Source organism: Amphritea sp. (assembly GCF_016744155.1).
Lineage (GTDB): Bacteria > Pseudomonadota > Gammaproteobacteria > Pseudomonadales > Balneatricaceae > Amphritea.
In genome coordinates this window covers 86,667-106,960 of sequence record NZ_JADGEW010000002.1, presented here as the reverse complement: position 1 = coordinate 106,960, position 20,294 = coordinate 86,667, and the positions used below count along the sequence as shown (strand labels likewise).

Here is a 20,294-nt window from a genome sequence, read left to right as displayed (position 1 = left end):
TCATCACGCCTCTAAATTTTTAAGCTTTAGCTGCGATTACTTGAATCTCTACCAACAGTTCAGGTCGTGCCAGACGAGATTCCACGCAAGCTCGAACCGGTGGATTTTCGCTATCAACCCAGGTATCCCAGACCTCGTTCATCTGAGCAAATTGGCGGATATCTGAAACCCAGATGTTCGCGCTGATCAGATTGCTTTTATCAGTACCGGCATCTGTTAGGAGCGCATCGATCTGTGCCAAAATCTGACGGGTCTGACCAGCCATGTCCTCGGATGGGTCTTTCGCCACCTGGCCTGCTGTCCAGACCAGGTTAGCAAAGCTCACCAGCTGACTCATACGTTGATTAGAATGTTGGCGTAGGATCATGTTTTACTCACTTTTTAGTTGTTCACAGCTCATAATTTGAACTGGTAGCCAAAGTCACGTAGTTACCCAAGGACAGGCTCTTCTTTTATTTTTCTAGTCGACCAATTGCCTTAAACGATTCAGACATGGCCCTTACTACAGCTAGTATTGACGTCAAACTACATAATTCCAAATCGATAATATTTAGCATATCATCAGATTTTCTTATATTAAGAACATTATCGTCCGACGCTGATTTCACACTAATACCAAAAATAAACAGAACTATCTCTTCAACCAAATTAAACTGGTAGTAGAATGATCGACCCTCCTACAAGGTCGATCAATTTCTAATTTTCCCTCCTCAACTAAAACATGTCGCTTCAACTCATATTTATCGACGGCAGCGTTTTACTCCTCCCCAGTAACAGGCTATCTCTGGCAACTTTAGGAACAAAGGAGCCTTAGCAGCTCGGTTTTTACCTATGCCCACTCTGGTAAGGGGCGCACATCACACAGGAAATAACATAAGAAAAACTTATATAATCAAATATTTTTTAGAATATTCTTCTATTATTAATTTGACTACACTGGATGCATTAGTGACCTTTTGCATAGAAAGTTTGGCTATCACAACAGCATAAACGACTTATACAGCGACTATTCAACGGTTCACCAAGGTCAATAAAAATAATAACTATTCAGGTAACACCATGGACAGACGAATAATAGACATCGGCTTATCAACGTTTCTTATCATCGTTTCTTTGATCATTCTAACCAACGATAATCTCGTTGAAGGCGGTGCAGAAAGTGACCTTGGATCTATGTTTTTGCCTCGTGTCGTAGCAGGCCTGATCATTCTCTTTGCGGCTACAATCGCTATCCAGTCCCTTAGAAAGCTAGCCCAAGGCTCCAAGCCCGAAGGTCAGGAAGTCATCATCACAAATGGTTTCTCCGGTATCTTTATTTATATAGGGATATTTATTGTCTATTGGCTCGTAGTGCCTTATGTCGGATTCATGGTAGCAACACCCTTTATCATGATCTCTGTCGCGCTCCTCCTCGGGGGCCGAAACTGGGTTCCTATCGTTGCAACGTCGCTTATCACCCCCCTACTGATCTACTACGGATCTAGAGAGTTTCTGCGCGTGTACCTGCCAACCTGGACTCTATAAAGGGAGATAATCAGATGTTTGATAATATTATTAGCGGCTTCTCTTCGATCTTAGCAGTGGGCCCGATTCTGGGCATTATAGCCGGCGTCGTCATCGGTATTACTTTTGGCGCCATACCGGGTATCTCTGCCATCATGGCGATCGCTATCATCTTACCGATGACCTTTTATGTCGATCCGATCATCGGTATCACCATGCTGCTAGCCGTCTATAAAGCCGGTATCTATGGAGGTTCGATCTCTGCCATCCTGATCAATACCCCTGGGGCCGCAGCATCCTTTCTGACCGCTCTCGATGGACATGCACTGACCAAAGCCGGTAAAGCAGGCAAGGCACTGGATATGTCGCTGTTTGCATCGGTTTCCGGCGAGATGCTGGCGACCTTGGTACTTATCCTAGTTGCGGCACCCATCTCTCTGATCTCGTTGCAGGCCGGGCCGATAGAAAAAGTATTCCTACTGTTATTTGCCTTTACTGTCATCGGTTCCATGGCTGGTGAGTCTATCCCCCGCGGTCTGCTCTCCTGCTGCCTGGGTATGCTATTTGCGATGGTAGGTATGTCGACGATTACCGGAGCGTCCCGATTCACCTTTGGTTATACCGAATTGATGGGTGGCTTTACTTTTACCCCGATGCTAATCGGAATCCTGGTGATGCCTGAAGTGTTCAATGTAATCCGTCGACGAAAGGTTCCTCACCATGAGATGACTATTACCCACTCCCCCAATCCAGCTGACAACCGAATCAGCTTCAAAGAGTACCGGAGTGTGTTCGGTACCATCCTAAAATCCAGTGGAATCGGAACCTTCGTAGGCGCTCTGCCAGGGCTGGGTTCGAGTACTGCAGCGTTTATCGCCTACGGCGAAGCAAAACGTACCGCAAAAAAACCTGAAGAGTATGGCAAAGGTTCAGTCGAAGGCATTGCCGCAGCAGAATCTGCTAACAACGCAGTATGCGGCTCTAGCATGATACCGATGCTGACATTGAGCATTCCGGGTGACGATGTCGCGGCATTGCTGATGGGAGCGTTCCTAATTCACGGCCTGACCCCCGGCCCGATGATATTCTTCGAGCACACGGAAACCATTTACGCAATCTTCGCAGGCTTCCTGATCACCGATCTGTTCCTGCTAGGTATCGCCCGCGCAGGCTTCAAGTTTTTCGTCAAGATGGCATCACTACGCCGTTACTATATCTTCCCCTGTGTCACCGTGTTTGCCTTTACCGGTGCCTTTACCGCAGGCCAGAACATGGACGATATCCTAGTGCTAATCGCCTTCACCGTGATGGGCTATGGAATGAAGCTGGTTGGATTGAATCCGGCAGTATTTATCATCGGCTTTATTTTGACACCATTCCTGGAGCAGAACCTGGATCAGGCAATGTCCATTGTTGGCACCGACTATCATCTGTTCTTTGCTTCACCGTTCTCCTGGGTGTTTATCGCGCTGTCCGTCTTCTTTGTTTACTCAAGCATGAGAGTCCGAAGTAAAACATCAAAAAAAGCAGCTCCTGACATAGAGAAAACTGCTTGACCAGAAAACACAATTTCCCCTTCACAGGGTCCGAACCTAGTCGTTGTTATGCAACTGATAAAGGCAACATATTCTGTGAATAACGTTAAACCTAAATAAAAAAAACCAAAGGTCGTAACTATGAAAAACCCTAAGAAAACACTGGCAACACTGACAGCAGCACTGGCCGTAACCTTTGCTTCTGGCGCAGCACTGGCTGCATACCCCGATAGACCGATCAACGTGATCGTTCCTTGGGGGGCTGGTGGTGACTCCGACCTAACTACCCGTATTTGGGCTGATGCCATGGAAAAAGAGCTGGGTGTACCGGTGGTTGTTATTAATAAGACAGGCGGTGGCGGTATAGTGGGTACCTCGTTTGTAGCTCGTGCTAAAAACGACGGCTACACTCTTATAAATGCAGGTGTGAGTAATATGATGGTTACTCCGAACTTCAGCAATACGCCATATAATTTCGATAGCTTTACGCCGATTGTAAAATACACCTCTGTCCCGCTGGCTATCGTCGTAGCCAAAGACAGCCCTTATGAAAAATTTGACGATTTTATCGCCGGCGCAAAAAATAATAGAGTGACTCAAGGCTCTTGGGGGGCATCTTCTTCAGGTACCATCATGGCGAATATCATTGCCGATCAGGCCGGCTATAAGGTTAAGTACGTCCATGCCAAAGGTGCCGCTGACTCCATGGTTTCAGTTGTAGGCGGACACATCGACTCAGCAGTCTCTTTCCCACCAGCATTTGGCCCCCATGTTAAGGCTGATCGCGCTCGCGCGCTGGTAATTAACCAGAAAATGGACGCATTCCCAGGCGTACCAACTTTCGCTGATTACGGAATCAAAGGTAGTTTTGGCGGATGGTCCGGTGTTTTTGCACCTAAAGGTGTGTCTCAGGAAGTCGCAGACAAACTAGCTGCAGCTACTGCTAAGGTCATGAAAGACCCTAAAGTACTGGAAGCATACGAAAACATTGGCGCCCTTGTGGACTTTCGCCATGGTCCTGAGTGGATTACAGACCTGAAAGTAACCTACGGCATCTACACAGCCGAAGCATTGCGCGTTAGCAAGAAAAAGTAACTGTCCCTCTGAGAGTCAACGTCAGCACGATACCTCCCGGTATCCCGCTGACGTTGAGTTTTACTCCGAAACATACCTAATTCCAACGTTCAAATCAGAGCCCTCAATCGAAGTCGCCGATAGTTACCAATAAAACAGGCCTGCTCGATCCCTTCCTTAGCGTTTATACGCTCGCTAATTGCTTCTGTAGCAATGCTATCTCATAGCCTCAGAGTTGATATTAAGTGTATTTCTGCTTATAACATAATCTAACGCATGATTTCTAACATCATTCATAAGCAAAACTAATATTCTAAGGTAGAGCGATGAACCTCAAACAGATGGAAGCCTTTCGTGCGGTAATGTTGACCGGCTCGGTTTCTCAGGCTGCCAAGCAGCTATATCGAACCCAGCCCGCGGTGAGCATGATGCTGAGTTCTCTGGAGGAAGATATCGGTTTCCAGCTATTTGAACGGCGAAAGAAGCGACTCTACCCTACTCCCGAGGCTAACTATCTCTACAATGAGGTAGCAGCAATTTTCTCCCGAATTCAGGACCTGAGCCAAACAGTGCAGGACATTCAGAACAAACAGTACGGCTTTCTACGTATTGGTTGTATGCCGGGTCCATCCAACTTCTTTATACCCGAGATTCTGGCTGACTATTTAGAAGAACATCCCAACGTGCAAGCATCCTTACAGACCCGAACTTCCGACTCCGTAGTTGAGTGGATAGCCTCTAACCAATACGACCTGGGCTTAGCAGAGATGTCCATGCACCAGTTAAATGGCGGCAGGAATCAGATGTTCGAACTGCTATGTACCTGCGCAATTCCTGCAAACCACCCTTTGGCAGAGCACGAAGTAATCACACCGGCAATGCTCGACGAAGAGCCGATGATAACGTTGCACCCCGATCACATGATCTTCCACGATTTAATGCAGCTATTCGAAGCCAGCGGACTCCGTATGAACGTATGTTTGCAAACCCGTTTCTTTATACCGGCACTTAAGTTTGTCGAGCGAGGACTTGGTGTGTGCGTGTTAGATCCAATCTCCGCATTCAGCTACACCACCTACGCACAGCCTGGAAAAGTGGTATTCCGCCGTTTTCAGCCCGATGTACATCTACGTGTCGGCCTGATGTTCCCATCAGAAGCACCTTCATCGATGATCACGTTGGAGTTTGCCGAGTTGCTACGCAAGCGAATCGAAGATGTGATCGATAATCCCGAGCGTTTTCTGTGTTGGGGCCAATAAAACTCCAACTAGAATACGAAAGACTAACGGCTCCTTATGGAAATAAGAGGTAAGGGCCATATATCACGTAAGCCTAATTATTTAAGCTGCCATAGAAAAACAGAGACGACAGAATACCTAAGACTTATCAGAACTGATTAACGACTATAATTAAGGATCACACCTTTGAACGGATTCTCTAAATAACCCGGTTGCTCAGGTTTGACCTGCTTCAGATTAAAACCCTCTTTTGCCACCAGCTTACTAAAGCGTGCGTGCCGTCCGCGACCAGGATCGACCAAAATAATCTGGCTCTCAGGCTTACAGTGCTGACAGATAAACTGCGCTAGCAGACCGACATGCTCATCTTCATACAGCAGGTCACTGCCAATCACCAGATCGAATTTACCGATATCGGTTACCGCATCAGCCCAGCCTGTCCGAACAAAAGGCACTTTGGAATCATCATTGAGATCAGTATTACACTGCATAAAGGCTTCCGCCTGAGGGTGGTAATCAGTCGCCGTTATATCGGCCTCGAGATGGTTCAATAGCACACTGGTCAAGCCGATTCCGCAACCAACTTCTAAAATTCGCTTACCTTTATAATCGGTCTGAAACAGGTGATGGGCCAGTACTTGACCTGAAGGCCAGACAATACCGAAGAGAGGCCAGCTGGCAGAGGAGATACCTAACGCTTCAGCTTCGCCCTTATCATCTTCAAATTCCTGGTTACTGCGCAGTGAGCGCAAATGAATGTCGACCTTATCAAACTCATGGGTATCGTAACGGACTCTGACTGCCATACTGTTTCCTGACGGATAAAGTGAATAGCAGATGGCTTGATATAAAGCGGGTATTTCACAAGGAAAATGCTTTGAAACTTCAGGCTACAGGAGATCCATACATATAGCGAACAGAGCTTATAGACGAAAAATGCACCCTAGGGTGCATTAATGTTTAACTAATAACTATAAATATTAGTTAAGCAGTCTGTTTCACTATTTTGTCGCAAATATACTCGCCAATAGGAATAGCTGAAGTAGCCGCGGGTGATGGGGCATTACAGACATGCAGCGAACGTGGACTTTCAGCAAACAGGAAGTCGTGAACCAGTGATCCATCGTTCATCACTGCCTGAGCTCTAATTCCCGCCGGATAGTGTTGCAAGTCTTCCACCTTTAATTGTGGACAGTACTTCTGCACTAACTTCAGGTAACCCGGTTTCCAAAGAGAGTTCTTAGTTTCAACTATACCAGTACCTATATGATCCTTAAGCACCCGCCAGAACCCTGGGAAAGTCACCATATCCCAGATATCACGCAAACTGATATTAATCTTTCCATACCCTTCCCGCTTCCAGCCCTGTACCGCGTTTGGCCCGACAGTAACAGAACCATCAATCATTCGGGTTAGGTGAACACCCAGAAACGGTAACTCTGGATCAGGAATTGGATAGATCAGATGATTCACGATCCGGTTATATTTTTCGGGTAACTTATAGTATTCACCCCGAAAAGGAATGATCTGAAAGTCAGTTTTAATGCCCAGCATCTTCGTCGTGCGATCCGCCATCAGCCCGGAACAAGTAATCAGGAATCGACCTTTAAAACTGACTTTTTGACCATCATGCAAAGCATCAATGATCACCTCATCAGAGGTTTCCTTCAGGCCAATCACCTTATGATTCAGACGAGCATCGCCACCCAAGCCAACAAACTGTTCCGCCATCTTGGTCGTTACCTGCTGGTAATTCACAATCGCGGTATCTTTAACGAGGATCGCACCCATGCCAATAATGTTGGGTTCACGGGCATGTAGCTGGTCGGCATCAAGCAGTTCTACATCGATACCATTTTCATCACAGCGTTTATACAGCGCCAGCATCCGTTCCACTTCCTGATCGGTAGTGGCCACCAGCAACTTACCGCACTGGTTATAGGGCACATTGTTCTCATCACAAAACTTCATTGTCGCGGCGACGCCCGCTTTACAAAACTGTGCCTTAAGACTTCCCGGAGCGTAATATACCCCCGCATGGATAACACCACTGTTGTGGCCCGTCTGGTGCTTTGAATAAACAGCCTCTTTTTCCAGCAACAGAATATTGGCTTCAGGATAACGTTGTTGTAGCTGCCATCCGGTAGACATACCGACGATACCGCCGCCGATGATGATGTAATCGTATGTCATTATTATTCACCCTTCAGAAAACAAAAAAACGACGGAGCCCTTATTACAGCTCCGTCGAAGTATATCAGCGCTTATTGGTGCTCTGAATTACTTTGTAAAATGACCACGTTGACGCAGCAATTCACGACTTAGCTGCGGATGCGCAACAAACTTGTCACGACCATGCAGCCAACAATGGTTCTGAACTACCAGCATAGTGCCAACGGGCAAACGAACACGGAAGAAGTTTTCATCCTCTTCCAAAGACTTACCCATCTCATACAGATAGATACCTTCAGCCATATTCTGTGGCTCAGCAAACTGATCGATAAACAGCATGTGCGGCTTACCGTTTTTGTCTTCTTCAAAAAAGATCGGATGCTCAATCTTGGATTCTATATTTTTAGACTTCGGAGCGCCCCATACAATGTCCTGTTTAGCCAAAGGATGACGATAGAAACGATCCAGTTCAGCCCAGTCATCCACGTGCAGCAGTAGAGATTCTCCGCCTTCCATATTCGCTTCGCCAAGCTTCTGCATCAATACGAAATCAGTACGCTCATTGACGTAAGTACCATCGTTATGAAGTTCCATTCGGCGGTGCGCCTGACGCAGGTAACTATCAGAATTATCATCGTTCAATACCGTGAAACGAGCATAATACTTACCGTACATCGCATCATGATTTGGCATACCGATAAGATGTGAGATCGCCGTAGACAATTTAACATCAAATTCAGTGCGCTCCTCACCCGCTTCTATCTGAGGTTCACCTTCATATTGCAGCAGGAAGGCTCCGGTATCACGGTTCTGAATAGTGTCGTTAAGAAACTTACCCAGGGAATAGCCGGTGATAGCATCAAGCTTGTCGGCAACGGCATAACGAAGAAATGGCTTATATTCCAGCGCCTGTACTGGCCATTCTGCTATCGCCTCAGCAAAAGCAACAATGGTCTCTGTTGTCAGAGTAACAACCTGTAAACGCTTATTCGCGGCATAGGGAGCAACGGCAAAACCTTGTGGTTCAGTCGTTTCAACTTCACGTAATAGAGCTGTCATATTCTTCTCTCCTAAACTGTATCTGTTTTTGTTTAACGAACTCTCTTCAGGTACAACGGCCAGGTACTGGAGTTCTTATCAATTCAATGGGGTGCTATCCGCTTCTGAAACAGGGCCGTATAGATTGAGTCAGTAGCAACGCAGAGCAATAATGTCGACATTTTATCATATCGTCAACATTATTTTTATATACTTCTCTTAACTAATTAATGTCGTTACTTTAGAATAGCGTGATAGATCAAGCATAAATCCTTAAAAAACAGCCAACTAAGCCGAATTAATAATGATTAAATCCCCTGTAGAAGCAGACAACAATCGGAACAACTCTGCCCTAATAGTGGTAGGTGAACTGAAACAGGATATTCTCAACGGCTACTTTCAACCCGGCGAAAAGCTCAAGATGACTCGTCTGAAAGAACGTTATCAAGTAGGCGTCAGCCCGCTGCGAGAAGCCTTGTCGCAACTGTTAATCGAGCAACTGGTGGTGGTTGAAAATCAACGGGGATTCAAGGTGCATCCGGTATCCCGAGAGGAGATGCTAGATATCTACGCCACCCGGGCAGAGATAGAAGCCCTCTGCATCGGTCTGGCAATCGAGAAAGGTGATGATGAGTGGGAAGCTGGCATTATGGCGGCGGCTCATAAAATGCGTAAATTTGGTGACCTGGTAGAAAAAGACCCACAGGAATGGGAACGTCGCCATCAGGCCTTCCATACCTCAATCGCTATTGGCTGCGATTCTCCCACCCTGATGCAGGTACGCCGTTCATTGTACGAAAAAGCATCCCGATACAGAAACCTTTGGCTAAATAAAAACATGGCTGAAAGCACCGTATTTGATGCCAATCAGAAAGAGCATGAAAGCCTGATTGAAGCCCTCCTTGAGCGCGCAAGTATCAACGCACGAGAACTGATACGAGAACATCTTCTGAGCCCCAGCCGGGCACTTGAAACCAGCCAGGGACTCACAACGCTGGATCGCTAAATCCGACGTTAACCGTCACTCAACCGAATGGTGCCACACCGATTAACCACTTATGTGCCCAAACCGCAGTAACGCCATAGAGCACAAGTCCGATAATAATCAGAATCACATCATTAAAGCCAGACTCAGGTGCACCTGGCAATGGGCGCTGTTGACGTCGTTTCATTGATATACGATCAACAACAGCCCAGGCAAGAAAACCACCAAACAGCATAAGATCAGCCAGACTGCCATTAACCAACAGGTGAGACACTGCCCAGAGCTTTACCGCAATTAACTGAGGGTGCGCCACTATTCGCTTTATTCTCCCAGGAAAGTACGGCGCCAGAAATAACACAAACACCGGCAGTAACAATAATGCTGCCAGATGACGCATCCACCCTGGGGTGACATAGATTATGGATGGATCAAGCCGGGATTCTGCATAACCGATAGCAATCAACCACAACCCCAATAAAGAGACCAGCGCATAAAACAGCTTCCAGCCGATCTCGCTGATGGCAACAGCCCGGTTACGCAGTGGCTCTGCCACAATGGAGATGCAGTGAATACCCAGAAAAAGAATCAGACCCAACACTAACGCCAGCATAGTAATTTCCTTTGAAAAATATAGATGTAGATAAACATAAAGAGGCTACATATAACTATCTTTTATATTGGTTATAGCAAACAAAAAGCTTTGACCCCAGTGTCATCAGTCCGTCATATTAAAGTCATCTAAGATACATACATAGAGTCTAGTCTGCTTTCTATAAATCTATTCCACTCACATTTTTTTCTAAGGGTTTAAGAATGAACAAAGATCAACTGCAAGCCGACTCTGCGATGCTCGCCGAAAAAGACTCTGATTTCAGCAAAATTATCGATGCCGGTTTGAGCCGTCGCCGCTTTATGCAAGGTGGCGCGACCGCCATGGGTCTTTTCCTGGCTGCAAACCCTTTGACTGCGGCCATTGCTGCTACAACCAATCCAAAAAGTAAGTTACTGGGTTTCAGTAAAATCCCTACCAGCACGGCAGATACCTTTGTTGTTCCAGAAGGTTATATTGCAAAACCGCTGATTTCCTGGGGTGACCCTATCCTGAAAGGCGCACCGATGTTTGATGAGAGTGGCAGACAACCGGCCAGCGCTCAAGCGGGTCAATTCGGTGACAACACCGATGGCATGACCTTCTTTCCCTTATCTGAAGACAGAGCGCTGCTGGCTGTTAACAACGAATACACTAACTATAAACTGCTGTTTGATCACAAAGGCGACACAATGACCGCCGATGATGTGAAAAAAGCGCAAGCCGCACACGGGGTTTCAATCTTTGAAATCAAGCGCACTGCAGATGGATGGGAATACCGTAAAGAGTCTGAATATAACCGCCGTATCACTGCCAACACCGCAATGATGCTTGCTGGACCTGCCGCTGGACACGACTTACTAAAAACCAGCGCTGACAATACAGGCACCAAGGTGTTAGGCACATTCAATAACTGCGCCAATGGGGAAACACCCTGGGGCACATATCTGACTTGTGAAGAGAACTTCAACGGCTACTTTGCTAAGCCTGGTGTTGCACTGAATGATCATGAGAAACGCTACGGTCTGAAAGATAACAGCAAATATAAGTGGTTCAAATTCGATGACCGCTTCGATATCACCAAAGAACCAAATGAACCTAATCGCCACGGCTGGGTTGTAGAAATCGATCCGATGGATCCCAGTTCTACTCCGATGAAGCGGACCGCACTGGGCCGTTTCAAGCATGAAAACGCAGCAGTCACTATCGCCGACAATGGGCACGTCGTTGTGTACCTGGGTGATGACGAGCGTGGCGAGCATCTGTATAAGTTTGTCACCAAGAACAAATTCAACCCTGAAGACAAAGCGGCTAATCGCAGCCTGCTGGATGAAGGTACTCTGTATGTTTCCCGTTTCAGTGCTGAAACAGGTGAAGTAAAAGGCAAAGGTGAATGGCTAGAACTGACTTACGGTAAGAACGGACTGACTAAAGAGAACGGTTTCAACAGCCAGGCAGAAGTCGTCATCTATGCCCGTGAAGCAGCCACTGTCGTTGGCGCAACGACCATGGATCGTCCGGAGTGGGTTGCGGTTCATCCTAAAACCAAAACTGTTTGCTGCACCCTGACCAACAACAAGAACCGCGGTAAGAAAGACAATCAGCCGGTTGGCGGCCCTAACCCACGTGCAAGCAATAAGTATGGTCAGATCGTTCGCTGGACTGAAACCAACGGCGATAACACGGCAACTACCTTCAAATGGGATCTATTCCTGGTTGCCGGTAACCCGACCATACACAAAGACTTTTATGCCGGTTCTGCTAATATCGATGACGAAAACATGTTTAACAGCCCCGATGGACTTGGTTTTGATAATGATGGCCGTCTCTGGATTCTGACTGACGGCTCATACTCTAACGAAGGTGATTTCGCGGGCATGGGTAACAACCAGATGCTGGTTGCCGACCCTGAAACCGGAGAAGTCCGTCGTTTTGCGACTGGCCCGGTTGCTTGTGAAATCACAGGCCTCACCTTCTCTCCGGATCAGCGTACTCTGTTTGTGGGCGTGCAGCACCCAGGTGAGAAGGATAAACCATCTCACTTCCCTGCTGGCGGAGCCAGTAAACCTCGCTCGACTATCATGGCGGTACAGCGTGTTGATGGTGGTATCGTTGGTGCCTAAATAGGTAATAGAAGAAAAGCCCCTTTTGGGGGCTTTTTTGTGTCCCCAATTTGCCATCTTTGCAAGTATTTTCATCTACACTGCTCTGTTAGTATGGGAATCACTACTAGCTAAAACACAGAGCTAAGTCCCTAACGTGAAACAGATTTTTGATTTTGCAGATGCGTCTCCCCCGCCATGCAGAGTGCTCAGCACTCAGTTTATAAAGCGGCTCGGAACAAAATTACTATGTTAGCCCGCGTGTTCCTTTTTGCTGTCCTGGTGGCAGCCGAAGTTCTGGCGATGAGCTTTGTACAATCCCTACATATCAGCAAAAGCTATTTCTGGCTTGAAATCTTTATTGACGCCGGTAGTGTTGCCACTGTCGCAGTCTTAGTCACTCGCTATCTGTTACGCAAAGGAAAACTAAGACCCCGAGCGCATCTACGGCCAGAGTCCATGCTGCTGCAAACGGGGGTGTTTGCGTTTGGTGCCGAAACGTTATTAATGTTGATCTTCCCTTTGATAATAGTTTCGACCAGCGACCTCCTAATCCTGATCTTAGATGGTGTTCTGTTCGCCACCATGACGGTACTGATTATTCACTACTATCTGGCCGCAGATAGTACGGCCACTTCTCATGCCCCCTCACCTAAAGCACAAAAATTTGCCTTAAGAGGTTTTCTGCTTGCTTCTTATCTTTTCTGCCTGAGTTTGTTTCTGTTATTTCTGGTCAACATTACTCATCAACAAAAACACACCCACACCTCTCAACTGATAGATCAGGAGCAACAACAGCTATATCTAATCAGAGAAAATTTAACGCATAAGGTGTATAACACGGTTCTGGATACGTTAATGCTCGCCCGCCAGGTTAACCTGCAAAACCTACTAATCAATGAGCCAGGTGCTTTATCTGAGCTTACTGCTGATTATCTAAATCTATCAAAAATAAAACCATCCTATGAACAGATCCGTTTTATCGATAGTCAAGGGATAGAAAAGCTCAGGATCAACCAGGACTACCAGGGTCAGCTAGTTGTCAGTGACGCCAAACTTCAGGATAAATCCGATCGTTATTACTTCACTGACTCGTTTAAATTAAACCCTGACGAAATCTATATCTCACCCATGGATTTGAATATTGAGAGAGGACGTATAGAGCTACCTTTTAAGCCAATTGTTCGAACCGCTGCACCCGTCACTGACCCTCAGGGGATTAAGCAGGGTATCGTAATTATCAACCTCAATGCTTCAGAACTGATAAAGCAGCTGAAACTGTCAGCTACCACTTCAATCGGCGAAATGATGTTGCTCAATGACGATGGTTACTGGATTTCAGGTCGAGAGAAAGATGCAGCCTGGGCCTTTATGTATCCCCAATACAAAGACCGCACCATGGATAAGTTCTATCCTGGTGTATGGGAAACGATCAGTTCAAATGAAAAAGGGTTTGTAGAGTCGCCCTACGGTTACTTTATTTTTGAGACGGTAGAAACCAGTCAACCCATCGAAGCCCTTAACAGCTTAGCATCAAAGCAACAGTGGCCTGTATGGAAGCTAGTCACTCTGGTAAGACCTGAAATTATTGAAATGGACCTCAGTGATGCATCACCCCCGCTGACTCTGTTTTTTTTAATCGTCACCCTGATTACCGGCATCGGCACTCTGATGTATTACCGGGTGCAGTATAAGAACATTAAAGCCCAGCAAAAAATTCATCACCTTGCCCACCATGACCCCCTCACCGGGCTCTGTAACCGCAGGTTATTCACCCAAGTATTGGAACTTGAACGGGCTCGCGTTAAACGTAATAAAGGCTCTCTCGCCCTAATGTATCTGGACCTGGATAGTTTCAAATCTATAAACGACGATCACGGCCATGGTGCAGGGGATTATGTATTACAACAGTTCAGTGAACGGTTAAAACTGATTTTGCGTGAGAGCGATACTTTGGCCCGCCTGGGCGGTGACGAATTCGCTGCGATACTTCCCGCCCCCGGTAAAAGGTCACATCTGAAAGTCATAGCCGTACGTATCATTGAAGCCATACAACAGCCCATTATTTACAATGGAGTACCCCTTAACGTTGGAATAAGCATCGGCATAGCCATCCATTTTAAAGGACAACCATTAGAGTCATTACTACATGAAGCCGATCAAGCGATGTATAAAGCTAAATCTGATGGTGGTAACAGTTACTGTTTTGCAGAGATATCTACTGAAGAATATTGAGGATTGAGATAACCATTTCAAGTCACCACTTCTTCTGAGAATTATTCTCAGTTATTACCTATACTGGGACAGATACCAACAAGCCTGAAGCCTTATGAAAAACACTCCCTTATTACTACTGATCTTGATTATCAGCAATATTTGCTTTGCCTCTGAACCTGTCAGTAAAAGCTATTTCGGCGGTCTCGCAATTGAGGGCCATGATACGGTGGCATATCACTCTGCTGAAGTACGCAGCAGCCACAACGAATTAGTAGGTAAGAAAGCTTTCACCGTTGAATGGGGTGGCGCTGAATGGCGTTTTTCCAGTCAGGCTTCAGCAGAAAAATTTGCGGCGGACCCCAGCCAATATAAACCGGAGTATAACGGCCATTGTTCCAACGCACTTAGCCTCGGTGAAGGTCTTGTTCGCACGGATGGTACTGTCTGGGAGTTTTTCGGTGACAAACTACATCTGTTCTATGCTGAACATGGTCGCCAACGCTGGCTCAACGGTAACTGGGAAACTTATAAGCAACAAGCTGACAAAGCTTGGCAAGAAATAACCAGATAGTCTTTTCCCTACCCTTCCCCGCTGATCACATTCTATAATGTCATACAATGACAACCTGGTTATTGCGCTTCTACAGCCTTGCGTTTAAACCTAACAACCTCGATCCCTGGTTCGGGGTTTTCAGGTACCATCCGTGCGAGTACTAGCGACACTCCTCCCATCGCGGCACCGGTAAGAAATACCGCCGCTGGCGAGATGATCCAGAGCAAGCCATAGGCCGCAGGCAACACCACTGCTGCAATATGATTGATAGTGAAGGATACTCCGGCTGTGGACGCCAGGTCTTTAGGATCGGCAATTTTCTGTAAGTAAGTTTTTTGAGCTATCGCCATTGAGAATAACAAATGGTCTGCAATATACAGTCCTACTGCTATCCAGGGGTCTGAAACAACCGCATAGGCAGTGAACACTACAATCAGCCCGATATACTCCGCTGTCAGAGTCTTACGTTCACCCCAATGGCCGATCAGCTTGCCAATTTTAGGTGCAAAAAACATATTCAACGCACCATTCACCAGGAACATAATCGAGATCTCACCAGCGGAAAAACCGAACTTTTCAACCATCAGAAAGCTGGCAAATACCATGAAGATCTGCCGGCGAGCACCACCCATAAACACCAGTGCATAATAGAGCCAATAGCGCTTGCGGATAATCAGTTTTTTGTGTTGTTCAACCTTTCCGACCATACGCGGAAACGCCAACCAGCAGAACAGGGCAATTCCAACCGTCGTACCGCCACCCAAAAGATAAACGGTTTGCATCGATAGTCCATAAATATCCAGTGCCAACCACACTAGCCCAAAAGCCATCAAGCTGGCGAATGAGCCTATTGCCACCATCTGGCCTAACCTATGTGGCGCCTCCTCCTTACTGAATAACTGCAGAGACAGAGATTGATTCATGGTCTCGTAGTAGTGAAAACCAAGCGACATTAACACCGTTGTACAGTACAAGCCGATCTCGGTGGGGAAAAAACCGGTCATCGCTGTGCCAAGGCCCAGCAGTAACATCGATACCAATGCCAGTGTTTGTTCACGCAATACGACTAACAACAGCACCGCGCCGAATGATAGAAAGCCAGGAATCTCCCGCAAGGATTGCAAGATACCTATCTCAACGCCGGTAAAAGCGGCCTGTTCAATGGCAAAATTATTCAACAATGCCATCCAGACCCCCATAGACAATGGCATCGCGGCGGCCATCAAAAAAAGAAACATCTCGGGACGACGGATAAAATTCACTGCAGTTTCTCCAAAATGAGAACAAGAGCTGTCTACACGAGCAATACCTGACAGGTTTACTCAATTAATAAGTTAAGCTACTTTAAAAAACAAAGCATATGGCGTATACAATAAAGCATGACAACTTATATCGAGAAACAGACAGAACTACCGGAAATCCCTAAACACTGGCTCACAGTAAATGGGAAACCGGTTAATCGGCTCGAGCATGTACCTCGCAAAGTAGTTGTACGTAATCTGGATCATGCAGCGGGCTTCTACTCACCCTTCCACAGCCACGGCTGGGGGCAGCTGCTGTTTATCTCCGATGGCTTAATTCAGGTATCGGCTAAGAATGTAGGCTATTGGGTTGTACCGCCGCATCGAGCGGTCTGGATTCCAGCCTTTATTGAACATGATGCCCGCACCATTCACTCGGTACGGATGGGCAATGTATACATATCTCCAGACGCAGCAAAACATTTACCTTCTCAATGCCAGGTTATGCATGTCACGCCGCTGCTACGAGAGCTGATTCTGGAGATGACTAACTTTGAAACACTATATGACGACACTGGCGTTGAAGGACGAGTAGTAGATGTATTTCTTGATCAGTTAAAATTGACACCAGAAGTTCCACTCCACCTGCCCCACCCCACAAGCAAACTACTGCAAGAGATCGCGACACAGTTAAGGGAAAATCCAGCTGATCAACGCTCAATGGAAGATTGGGGCAAACAATTTGGTACCAGCGCCCGTTCACTGGCGCGCCACTTCCGACAGGAAACCGGTATGACCTTCGGACAATGGCGACAACAAGCTCGTTTACTCGCAGCATTAACGCGTATTGCCGAGGGAGATTCTGTTGCCAACATTGCTCAGGACCTGGGCTACAACAGTCAAAGCGCTTTTATCACTATGTTTAGAAAAGCCTTAGGCAAAACACCGGGGAGGTATTTTGAGCTGTGAAGCGCTCAAAACAGTGGCTAGAACGTCGCTTCGCGACTTGCTAGACGCGGCTTCGCCGCTTGCTCGTGGCTAGGAGAGCCTTCTTGATTAACTGGGATGGGTTAATTTGAGTTTAGTGCTTTGTAAGAGGGTATAGTAATCCCCCTAAAAAGAATCTGACCCTTTATACCTTTCTTACATCAACGACCAGCTATACGTAAACTTTACCCTGCAGGTATAGAACACCAAAGCCCGACACTAATACTCGATCTTTCACTACACGACAAAACAGGACACCGCCGCGCTGTGAGGCTTGGTATGCAACTAAATCAGACTTGGATAGCTGTTCTGCCCAATATGGTGCCAAGCCTGAATGGATAGAACCGGTCACCGGGTCTTCATCACCACCGTTTGCAGGCCAAAAGTAACGCGAGATGAAATCGTACTCATTGGACCTAGCGGTTACTACAACATCTAATGGTGCCAACTGCTTAAGCTGTTCAGATCGGTATCTGATCGCTCTAACTTCGTCTTCAGTAGACATCACTGCGAAGTACGCCTGTCGATTTTTTAATACTTGAGCAGGCTTTAAAGACAAACCACTTAACAGCGCTTGAGGTATATCGCTAAGGGGCTCAGGACATTGATTCGGAAAGCTCATCTCTATCCGGCCATCATTTAACTGATTAACACTTAATGAACCCACCTTCAGAGTCAAAAACTCAATCTCGCCATGACAACCTAAATGGTTCAATATCACATAGGATGAAGCCAGGGTTGCATGCCCACAAAAGTCGATTTCAGTAAGGGGAGAAAACCAGCGAATCTCATATTTATTTGAAGACAGAACCTTGATAAAAGCGGTTTCAGACAAATTATTCTCTGTTGCAATCTTCTGCATCAATACAGGTTCAATCCACTCCTCCAATGGGACAACCGCAGCGGAGTTGCCTTTAAACTGATCTTGTGTAAAAGCATCAACGATAAAAATATCAAGTTCCATTAAATGAACCTCTGCTTTTATCTAGCTACTAATATGCTTTATCAACGCTGCTTGTGAATCTGCGCAGTGATAACTGTCTTCTAACACGTCATAGCTGCCATGAATAATCTCTAGCGCACGGTCATTGGTCAGCAGTAGCAGGATGGTGTAATCCTTGGTCACTTCTAATTCATAAAGGCCTGACTTAAACCAGCTGTCTGCGACTTCCATCTGCTCCAGATAATCCTGACGGGATACCGCATGAAACTCCAGAGGCACCTGCTCGCTGCCTTTAAACCGAATAGCAGCAAAGGTTTTAGGCACTGAAAGAAAATCGCGCTTAGTCGCATACGCAACCGTCAGAACAGGCTCGCCTTTCGGGCTGTGACTGAGAAAGGAGGAATCCGTACCTGGCTCAATTTCCATTGCCGGCAGTTCAGAAAAGGTCTTTAACAACATGCTATAAATATCCTATAAAATAAATTCAACTTAGCAACCTTAACGAACCAGCTCGCGTACTGTCTGTTCATGGCCGTTATCCTGTAAACCCTGAAAAATTCGTAGCGCGGCATAAGCATCATTCGCAGCATAAAGTAACTGAGCATCACTCAGTTTTAGCAACGACCAATTTGATGTCGATACGCGTTTTGATTTATTAAACTTCTGACCAAACTGAACAGCAATAGCGGCTTTGACGCCTAATTGGCGACGATATCCCAACTTACGATAGACGGTATCCAGATCAAGGATTCCCTTGATCTCAACACCAAATTTACGCCGGATCTGACTACGATCCGATTGGAGTCCAAAGCCTACTTTCACTACCTGCTCCGCTTCCAGCACCTGACTGATAATCGGATACGACTCTTTGTCATGCAGCTGAAAAATATAGGCGGTATCGGCGGTGCATAACTGCACTACGTGAGGCCCATCAGATTTCTGTTCTTTACGGAACACCGGCTTTGATTCAGTATCGAATCCAACAAACGGGCAACTCAGCAGATCCTGCAACGCTGATGACAGATCATCAGCTCCAGCTGGTTGTTGTATATGTTCCAGCGTCATACCGCTAAAAGGAGTAAACAGCGCTATCTGATCTTTCGTCGGCGGCAGCAGTTTCTCTTTCATTTCGGTTAGCTCTTTTTACTGTTTTTCGCTAACGCTTTAGCCCAAACAGAACTGTTATCCACCGAACTCTTGTTGCCAGTCTCTTTGCCCGATGCAGGTTTATCGACAACAAACTGTACTTCCGGCTTGTCGGATGGCTTACGCATCGGATTCTCAGAGGTACCCGCTGCACTGGCAGTCTTACGAAGAGGCTTATCCGTCTCAGGAGCCGTTCCTGTATCTCGCAGTTTATGCTGCAAGCCGGAGAGAAAGTTACGCAGAACCTGGTCCTTACACTCTCGAAAGTTTTGATGTCCCTGTTTGCGGAAAAGGGCACTCAATTCGTGCTTACTCAGACTAACACCGGCTAATCCCAGCACTTCCAAAATATCTTCGGCGGTAAAGTTAAGTGCGATTTTCAACTTCCGGAAGATAATATTGTTGGTCAAGCGTCGTTCCGGAATTGGCTGATCACCTTCCTGTCGACCACGTTTCTCGATGATCAACCCATTAAGGAAGGTGGCCATCTCAAGATCAGGTATAGCAATATACTCAGGATCTTCCTCTTTTTTCATCCAGCTAGTCAGCTGTACCCGGGTAACAGCCAGATCAGCATGGCGAAAAACACCGATCATTTTGGTATCACTGTAATCAAAGGTGTATCGAAGGCGGCGCAGAATATCGTTATTGTTCACAAAAAAGGTCCAGACAAGTGAGAATCAGTCAGGCACTTTAGCATAAATTACACTGATACAGGCTGGATTGTGCACCCCGGAAGCAAAGGAGTGTTCAATTTAATTAAATGAACTAGTAATGGCGGCTTCAAATATCTCATGCCCTTGCTCATAGCGTTCAAATAAATAGCGAAGCACCATAATAATTGTGTGGCGTATTCTAAATAGCACTTAGCAAAGCAACCTGCTGTTGGCCTTTCATAAAGCACATATTCTGCAGCAGAATCACTGACACTGAAGCAGTATTTCAACTTTCCATTCGAGTAAGATACTTCT

The 20,294-nt window shown here is 46.4% G+C and carries 19 protein-coding genes; 9 read left to right on the top strand and 10 right to left on the bottom strand.

Going from position 1 to position 20,294, the window contains the following annotated elements; all coding sequences use genetic code 11:
* Positions 1 to 19 precede the first annotated feature (19 nt).
* Positions 20 to 367: a RidA family protein gene (locus QZZ54_RS03130; protein WP_290698440.1), complete on the bottom strand. Its 348-nt coding sequence runs from the start codon at positions 365 to 367 to the stop codon at positions 20 to 22.
* Positions 368 to 1,059: 692 nt separating this feature from the next.
* On the opposite strand from QZZ54_RS03130, the gene QZZ54_RS03125 reads away from it, so the two are divergent.
* From QZZ54_RS03125 to QZZ54_RS03110, 4 genes are all read left to right on the top strand, one after another.
* Positions 1,060 to 1,524, top strand: coding sequence for a tripartite tricarboxylate transporter TctB family protein (locus QZZ54_RS03125; RefSeq protein WP_290698437.1), 465 nt, complete (start codon positions 1,060 to 1,062; stop codon positions 1,522 to 1,524).
* A 14-nt stretch (positions 1,525 to 1,538) separates the two neighbouring features.
* Positions 1,539 to 3,059 carry a tripartite tricarboxylate transporter permease gene (locus QZZ54_RS03120; protein ID WP_290698434.1) on the top strand — a complete coding sequence of 507 codons (1,521 nt, stop codon included), beginning with the start codon at positions 1,539 to 1,541 and terminating at the stop codon, positions 3,057 to 3,059.
* A gap of 120 nt (positions 3,060 to 3,179) precedes the next feature.
* Complete coding sequence (locus QZZ54_RS03115) at positions 3,180 to 4,133, top strand: tripartite tricarboxylate transporter substrate binding protein (RefSeq protein ID WP_290698432.1); 954 nt, start codon at positions 3,180 to 3,182, stop codon at positions 4,131 to 4,133.
* Positions 4,134 to 4,438: 305 nt separating this feature from the next.
* Entirely contained in the window at positions 4,439 to 5,371 is a 933-nt protein-coding gene (locus QZZ54_RS03110) for a LysR family transcriptional regulator (protein ID WP_290698430.1), read from the top strand.
* Between the two features lie 137 nt (positions 5,372 to 5,508).
* On the opposite strand, the gene QZZ54_RS03105 is transcribed toward QZZ54_RS03110, so the two are convergent.
* The 3 genes from QZZ54_RS03105 to glaH all read right to left on the bottom strand — a co-directional run bounded on the left by QZZ54_RS03105 (position 5,509) and on the right by glaH (position 8,581).
* Entirely contained in the window at positions 5,509 to 6,156 is a 648-nt protein-coding gene (locus QZZ54_RS03105) for a methyltransferase domain-containing protein (protein ID WP_290698428.1), read from the bottom strand.
* 178 nt (positions 6,157 to 6,334) lie between these two features.
* Positions 6,335 to 7,543 (bottom strand): L-2-hydroxyglutarate oxidase, encoded by a 1,209-nt coding sequence (gene lhgO, locus QZZ54_RS03100; RefSeq protein WP_290698425.1) that lies wholly within the window; start codon positions 7,541 to 7,543, stop codon positions 6,335 to 6,337.
* A gap of 87 nt (positions 7,544 to 7,630) precedes the next feature.
* Positions 7,631 to 8,581, bottom strand: a complete 951-nt coding sequence (gene glaH, locus QZZ54_RS03095; RefSeq protein ID WP_290698421.1) for a glutarate dioxygenase GlaH — start codon at positions 8,579 to 8,581, stop codon at positions 7,631 to 7,633.
* A 283-nt stretch (positions 8,582 to 8,864) separates the two neighbouring features.
* Between glaH and csiR the strand changes: the two genes are divergently transcribed.
* Entirely contained in the window at positions 8,865 to 9,566 is a 702-nt protein-coding gene (gene csiR / locus QZZ54_RS03090; RefSeq protein ID WP_290698418.1) for a DNA-binding transcriptional regulator CsiR, read from the top strand.
* A gap of 19 nt (positions 9,567 to 9,585) precedes the next feature.
* Here the strand turns inward: csiR and QZZ54_RS03085 are convergent, their stop codons facing one another.
* Positions 9,586 to 10,155 (bottom strand): NnrU family protein, encoded by a 570-nt coding sequence (locus QZZ54_RS03085; protein ID WP_290698416.1) that lies wholly within the window; start codon positions 10,153 to 10,155, stop codon positions 9,586 to 9,588.
* Between the two features lie 203 nt (positions 10,156 to 10,358).
* Between QZZ54_RS03085 and QZZ54_RS03080 the strand changes: the two genes are divergently transcribed.
* The 3 genes from QZZ54_RS03080 to QZZ54_RS03070 all read left to right on the top strand — a co-directional run bounded on the left by QZZ54_RS03080 (position 10,359) and on the right by QZZ54_RS03070 (position 15,024).
* A complete protein-coding gene (locus tag QZZ54_RS03080; protein WP_290698413.1) occupies positions 10,359 to 12,257 on the top strand; it encodes a PhoX family phosphatase in 1,899 nt (632 codons plus the stop codon).
* Positions 12,258 to 12,485: 228 nt separating this feature from the next.
* Positions 12,486 to 14,471: a sensor domain-containing diguanylate cyclase gene (locus QZZ54_RS03075; protein WP_290698410.1), complete on the top strand. Its 1,986-nt coding sequence runs from the start codon at positions 12,486 to 12,488 to the stop codon at positions 14,469 to 14,471.
* Positions 14,472 to 14,565: 94 nt separating this feature from the next.
* Positions 14,566 to 15,024, top strand: a complete 459-nt coding sequence (locus QZZ54_RS03070; protein ID WP_290698407.1) for a YHS domain-containing (seleno)protein — start codon at positions 14,566 to 14,568, stop codon at positions 15,022 to 15,024.
* 59 nt (positions 15,025 to 15,083) lie between these two features.
* On the opposite strand, the gene QZZ54_RS03065 is transcribed toward QZZ54_RS03070, so the two are convergent.
* A complete protein-coding gene (locus QZZ54_RS03065) occupies positions 15,084 to 16,268 on the bottom strand; it encodes an MFS transporter (protein ID WP_290698404.1) in 1,185 nt (394 codons plus the stop codon).
* A 117-nt stretch (positions 16,269 to 16,385) separates the two neighbouring features.
* Here QZZ54_RS03065 and QZZ54_RS03060 point away from each other — a divergent pair, with 117 nt between their 5' ends.
* A complete protein-coding gene (locus QZZ54_RS03060) occupies positions 16,386 to 17,216 on the top strand; it encodes a helix-turn-helix transcriptional regulator (RefSeq protein ID WP_290698401.1) in 831 nt (276 codons plus the stop codon).
* Positions 17,217 to 17,406: 190 nt separating this feature from the next.
* Here the strand turns inward: QZZ54_RS03060 and QZZ54_RS03055 are convergent, their stop codons facing one another.
* The 4 genes from QZZ54_RS03055 to QZZ54_RS03040 are packed head-to-tail and all read right to left on the bottom strand — an operon-like array spanning position 17,407 to position 19,979.
* On the bottom strand, positions 17,407 to 18,198 hold the full coding sequence (locus tag QZZ54_RS03055; RefSeq protein ID WP_290698398.1) for a PhzF family phenazine biosynthesis protein: 792 nt from the start codon (positions 18,196 to 18,198) through the stop codon (positions 17,407 to 17,409).
* A 21-nt stretch (positions 18,199 to 18,219) separates the two neighbouring features.
* On the bottom strand, positions 18,220 to 18,636 hold the full coding sequence (locus QZZ54_RS03050) for a hypothetical protein (RefSeq protein WP_290698395.1): 417 nt from the start codon (positions 18,634 to 18,636) through the stop codon (positions 18,220 to 18,222).
* Between the two features lie 39 nt (positions 18,637 to 18,675).
* A complete protein-coding gene (locus QZZ54_RS03045; protein ID WP_290698392.1) occupies positions 18,676 to 19,305 on the bottom strand; it encodes a 3'-5' exonuclease in 630 nt (209 codons plus the stop codon).
* 5 nt (positions 19,306 to 19,310) lie between these two features.
* On the bottom strand, positions 19,311 to 19,979 hold the full coding sequence (locus QZZ54_RS03040) for a DUF1456 family protein (RefSeq protein WP_366644965.1): 669 nt from the start codon (positions 19,977 to 19,979) through the stop codon (positions 19,311 to 19,313).
* Positions 19,980 to 20,294 lie beyond the last annotated feature (315 nt).

Coding starts and splice junctions, on each gene's coding strand:
- QZZ54_RS03130 (WP_290698440.1), bottom strand. CDS start 367: ATGATCCTACGCCAACATTCTAATCAACGTATGAGTCAGCTGGTGAGC.
- QZZ54_RS03125 (WP_290698437.1), top strand. CDS start 1,060: ATGGACAGACGAATAATAGACATCGGCTTATCAACGTTTCTTATCATC.
- QZZ54_RS03120 (WP_290698434.1), top strand. CDS start 1,539: ATGTTTGATAATATTATTAGCGGCTTCTCTTCGATCTTAGCAGTGGGC.
- QZZ54_RS03115 (WP_290698432.1), top strand. CDS start 3,180: ATGAAAAACCCTAAGAAAACACTGGCAACACTGACAGCAGCACTGGCC.
- QZZ54_RS03110 (WP_290698430.1), top strand. CDS start 4,439: ATGAACCTCAAACAGATGGAAGCCTTTCGTGCGGTAATGTTGACCGGC.
- QZZ54_RS03105 (WP_290698428.1), bottom strand. CDS start 6,156: ATGGCAGTCAGAGTCCGTTACGATACCCATGAGTTTGATAAGGTCGAC.
- lhgO (WP_290698425.1), bottom strand. CDS start 7,543: ATGACATACGATTACATCATCATCGGCGGCGGTATCGTCGGTATGTCT.
- glaH (WP_290698421.1), bottom strand. CDS start 8,581: ATGACAGCTCTATTACGTGAAGTTGAAACGACTGAACCACAAGGTTTT.
- csiR (WP_290698418.1), top strand. CDS start 8,865: ATGATTAAATCCCCTGTAGAAGCAGACAACAATCGGAACAACTCTGCC.
- QZZ54_RS03085 (WP_290698416.1), bottom strand. CDS start 10,155: ATGCTGGCGTTAGTGTTGGGTCTGATTCTTTTTCTGGGTATTCACTGC.
- QZZ54_RS03080 (WP_290698413.1), top strand. CDS start 10,359: ATGAACAAAGATCAACTGCAAGCCGACTCTGCGATGCTCGCCGAAAAA.
- QZZ54_RS03075 (WP_290698410.1), top strand. CDS start 12,486: ATGTTAGCCCGCGTGTTCCTTTTTGCTGTCCTGGTGGCAGCCGAAGTT.
- QZZ54_RS03070 (WP_290698407.1), top strand. CDS start 14,566: ATGAAAAACACTCCCTTATTACTACTGATCTTGATTATCAGCAATATT.
- QZZ54_RS03060 (WP_290698401.1), top strand. CDS start 16,386: ATGACAACTTATATCGAGAAACAGACAGAACTACCGGAAATCCCTAAA.
- QZZ54_RS03055 (WP_290698398.1), bottom strand. CDS start 18,198: ATGGAACTTGATATTTTTATCGTTGATGCTTTTACACAAGATCAGTTT.
- QZZ54_RS03050 (WP_290698395.1), bottom strand. CDS start 18,636: ATGTTGTTAAAGACCTTTTCTGAACTGCCGGCAATGGAAATTGAGCCA.
- QZZ54_RS03045 (WP_290698392.1), bottom strand. CDS start 19,305: ATGAAAGAGAAACTGCTGCCGCCGACGAAAGATCAGATAGCGCTGTTT.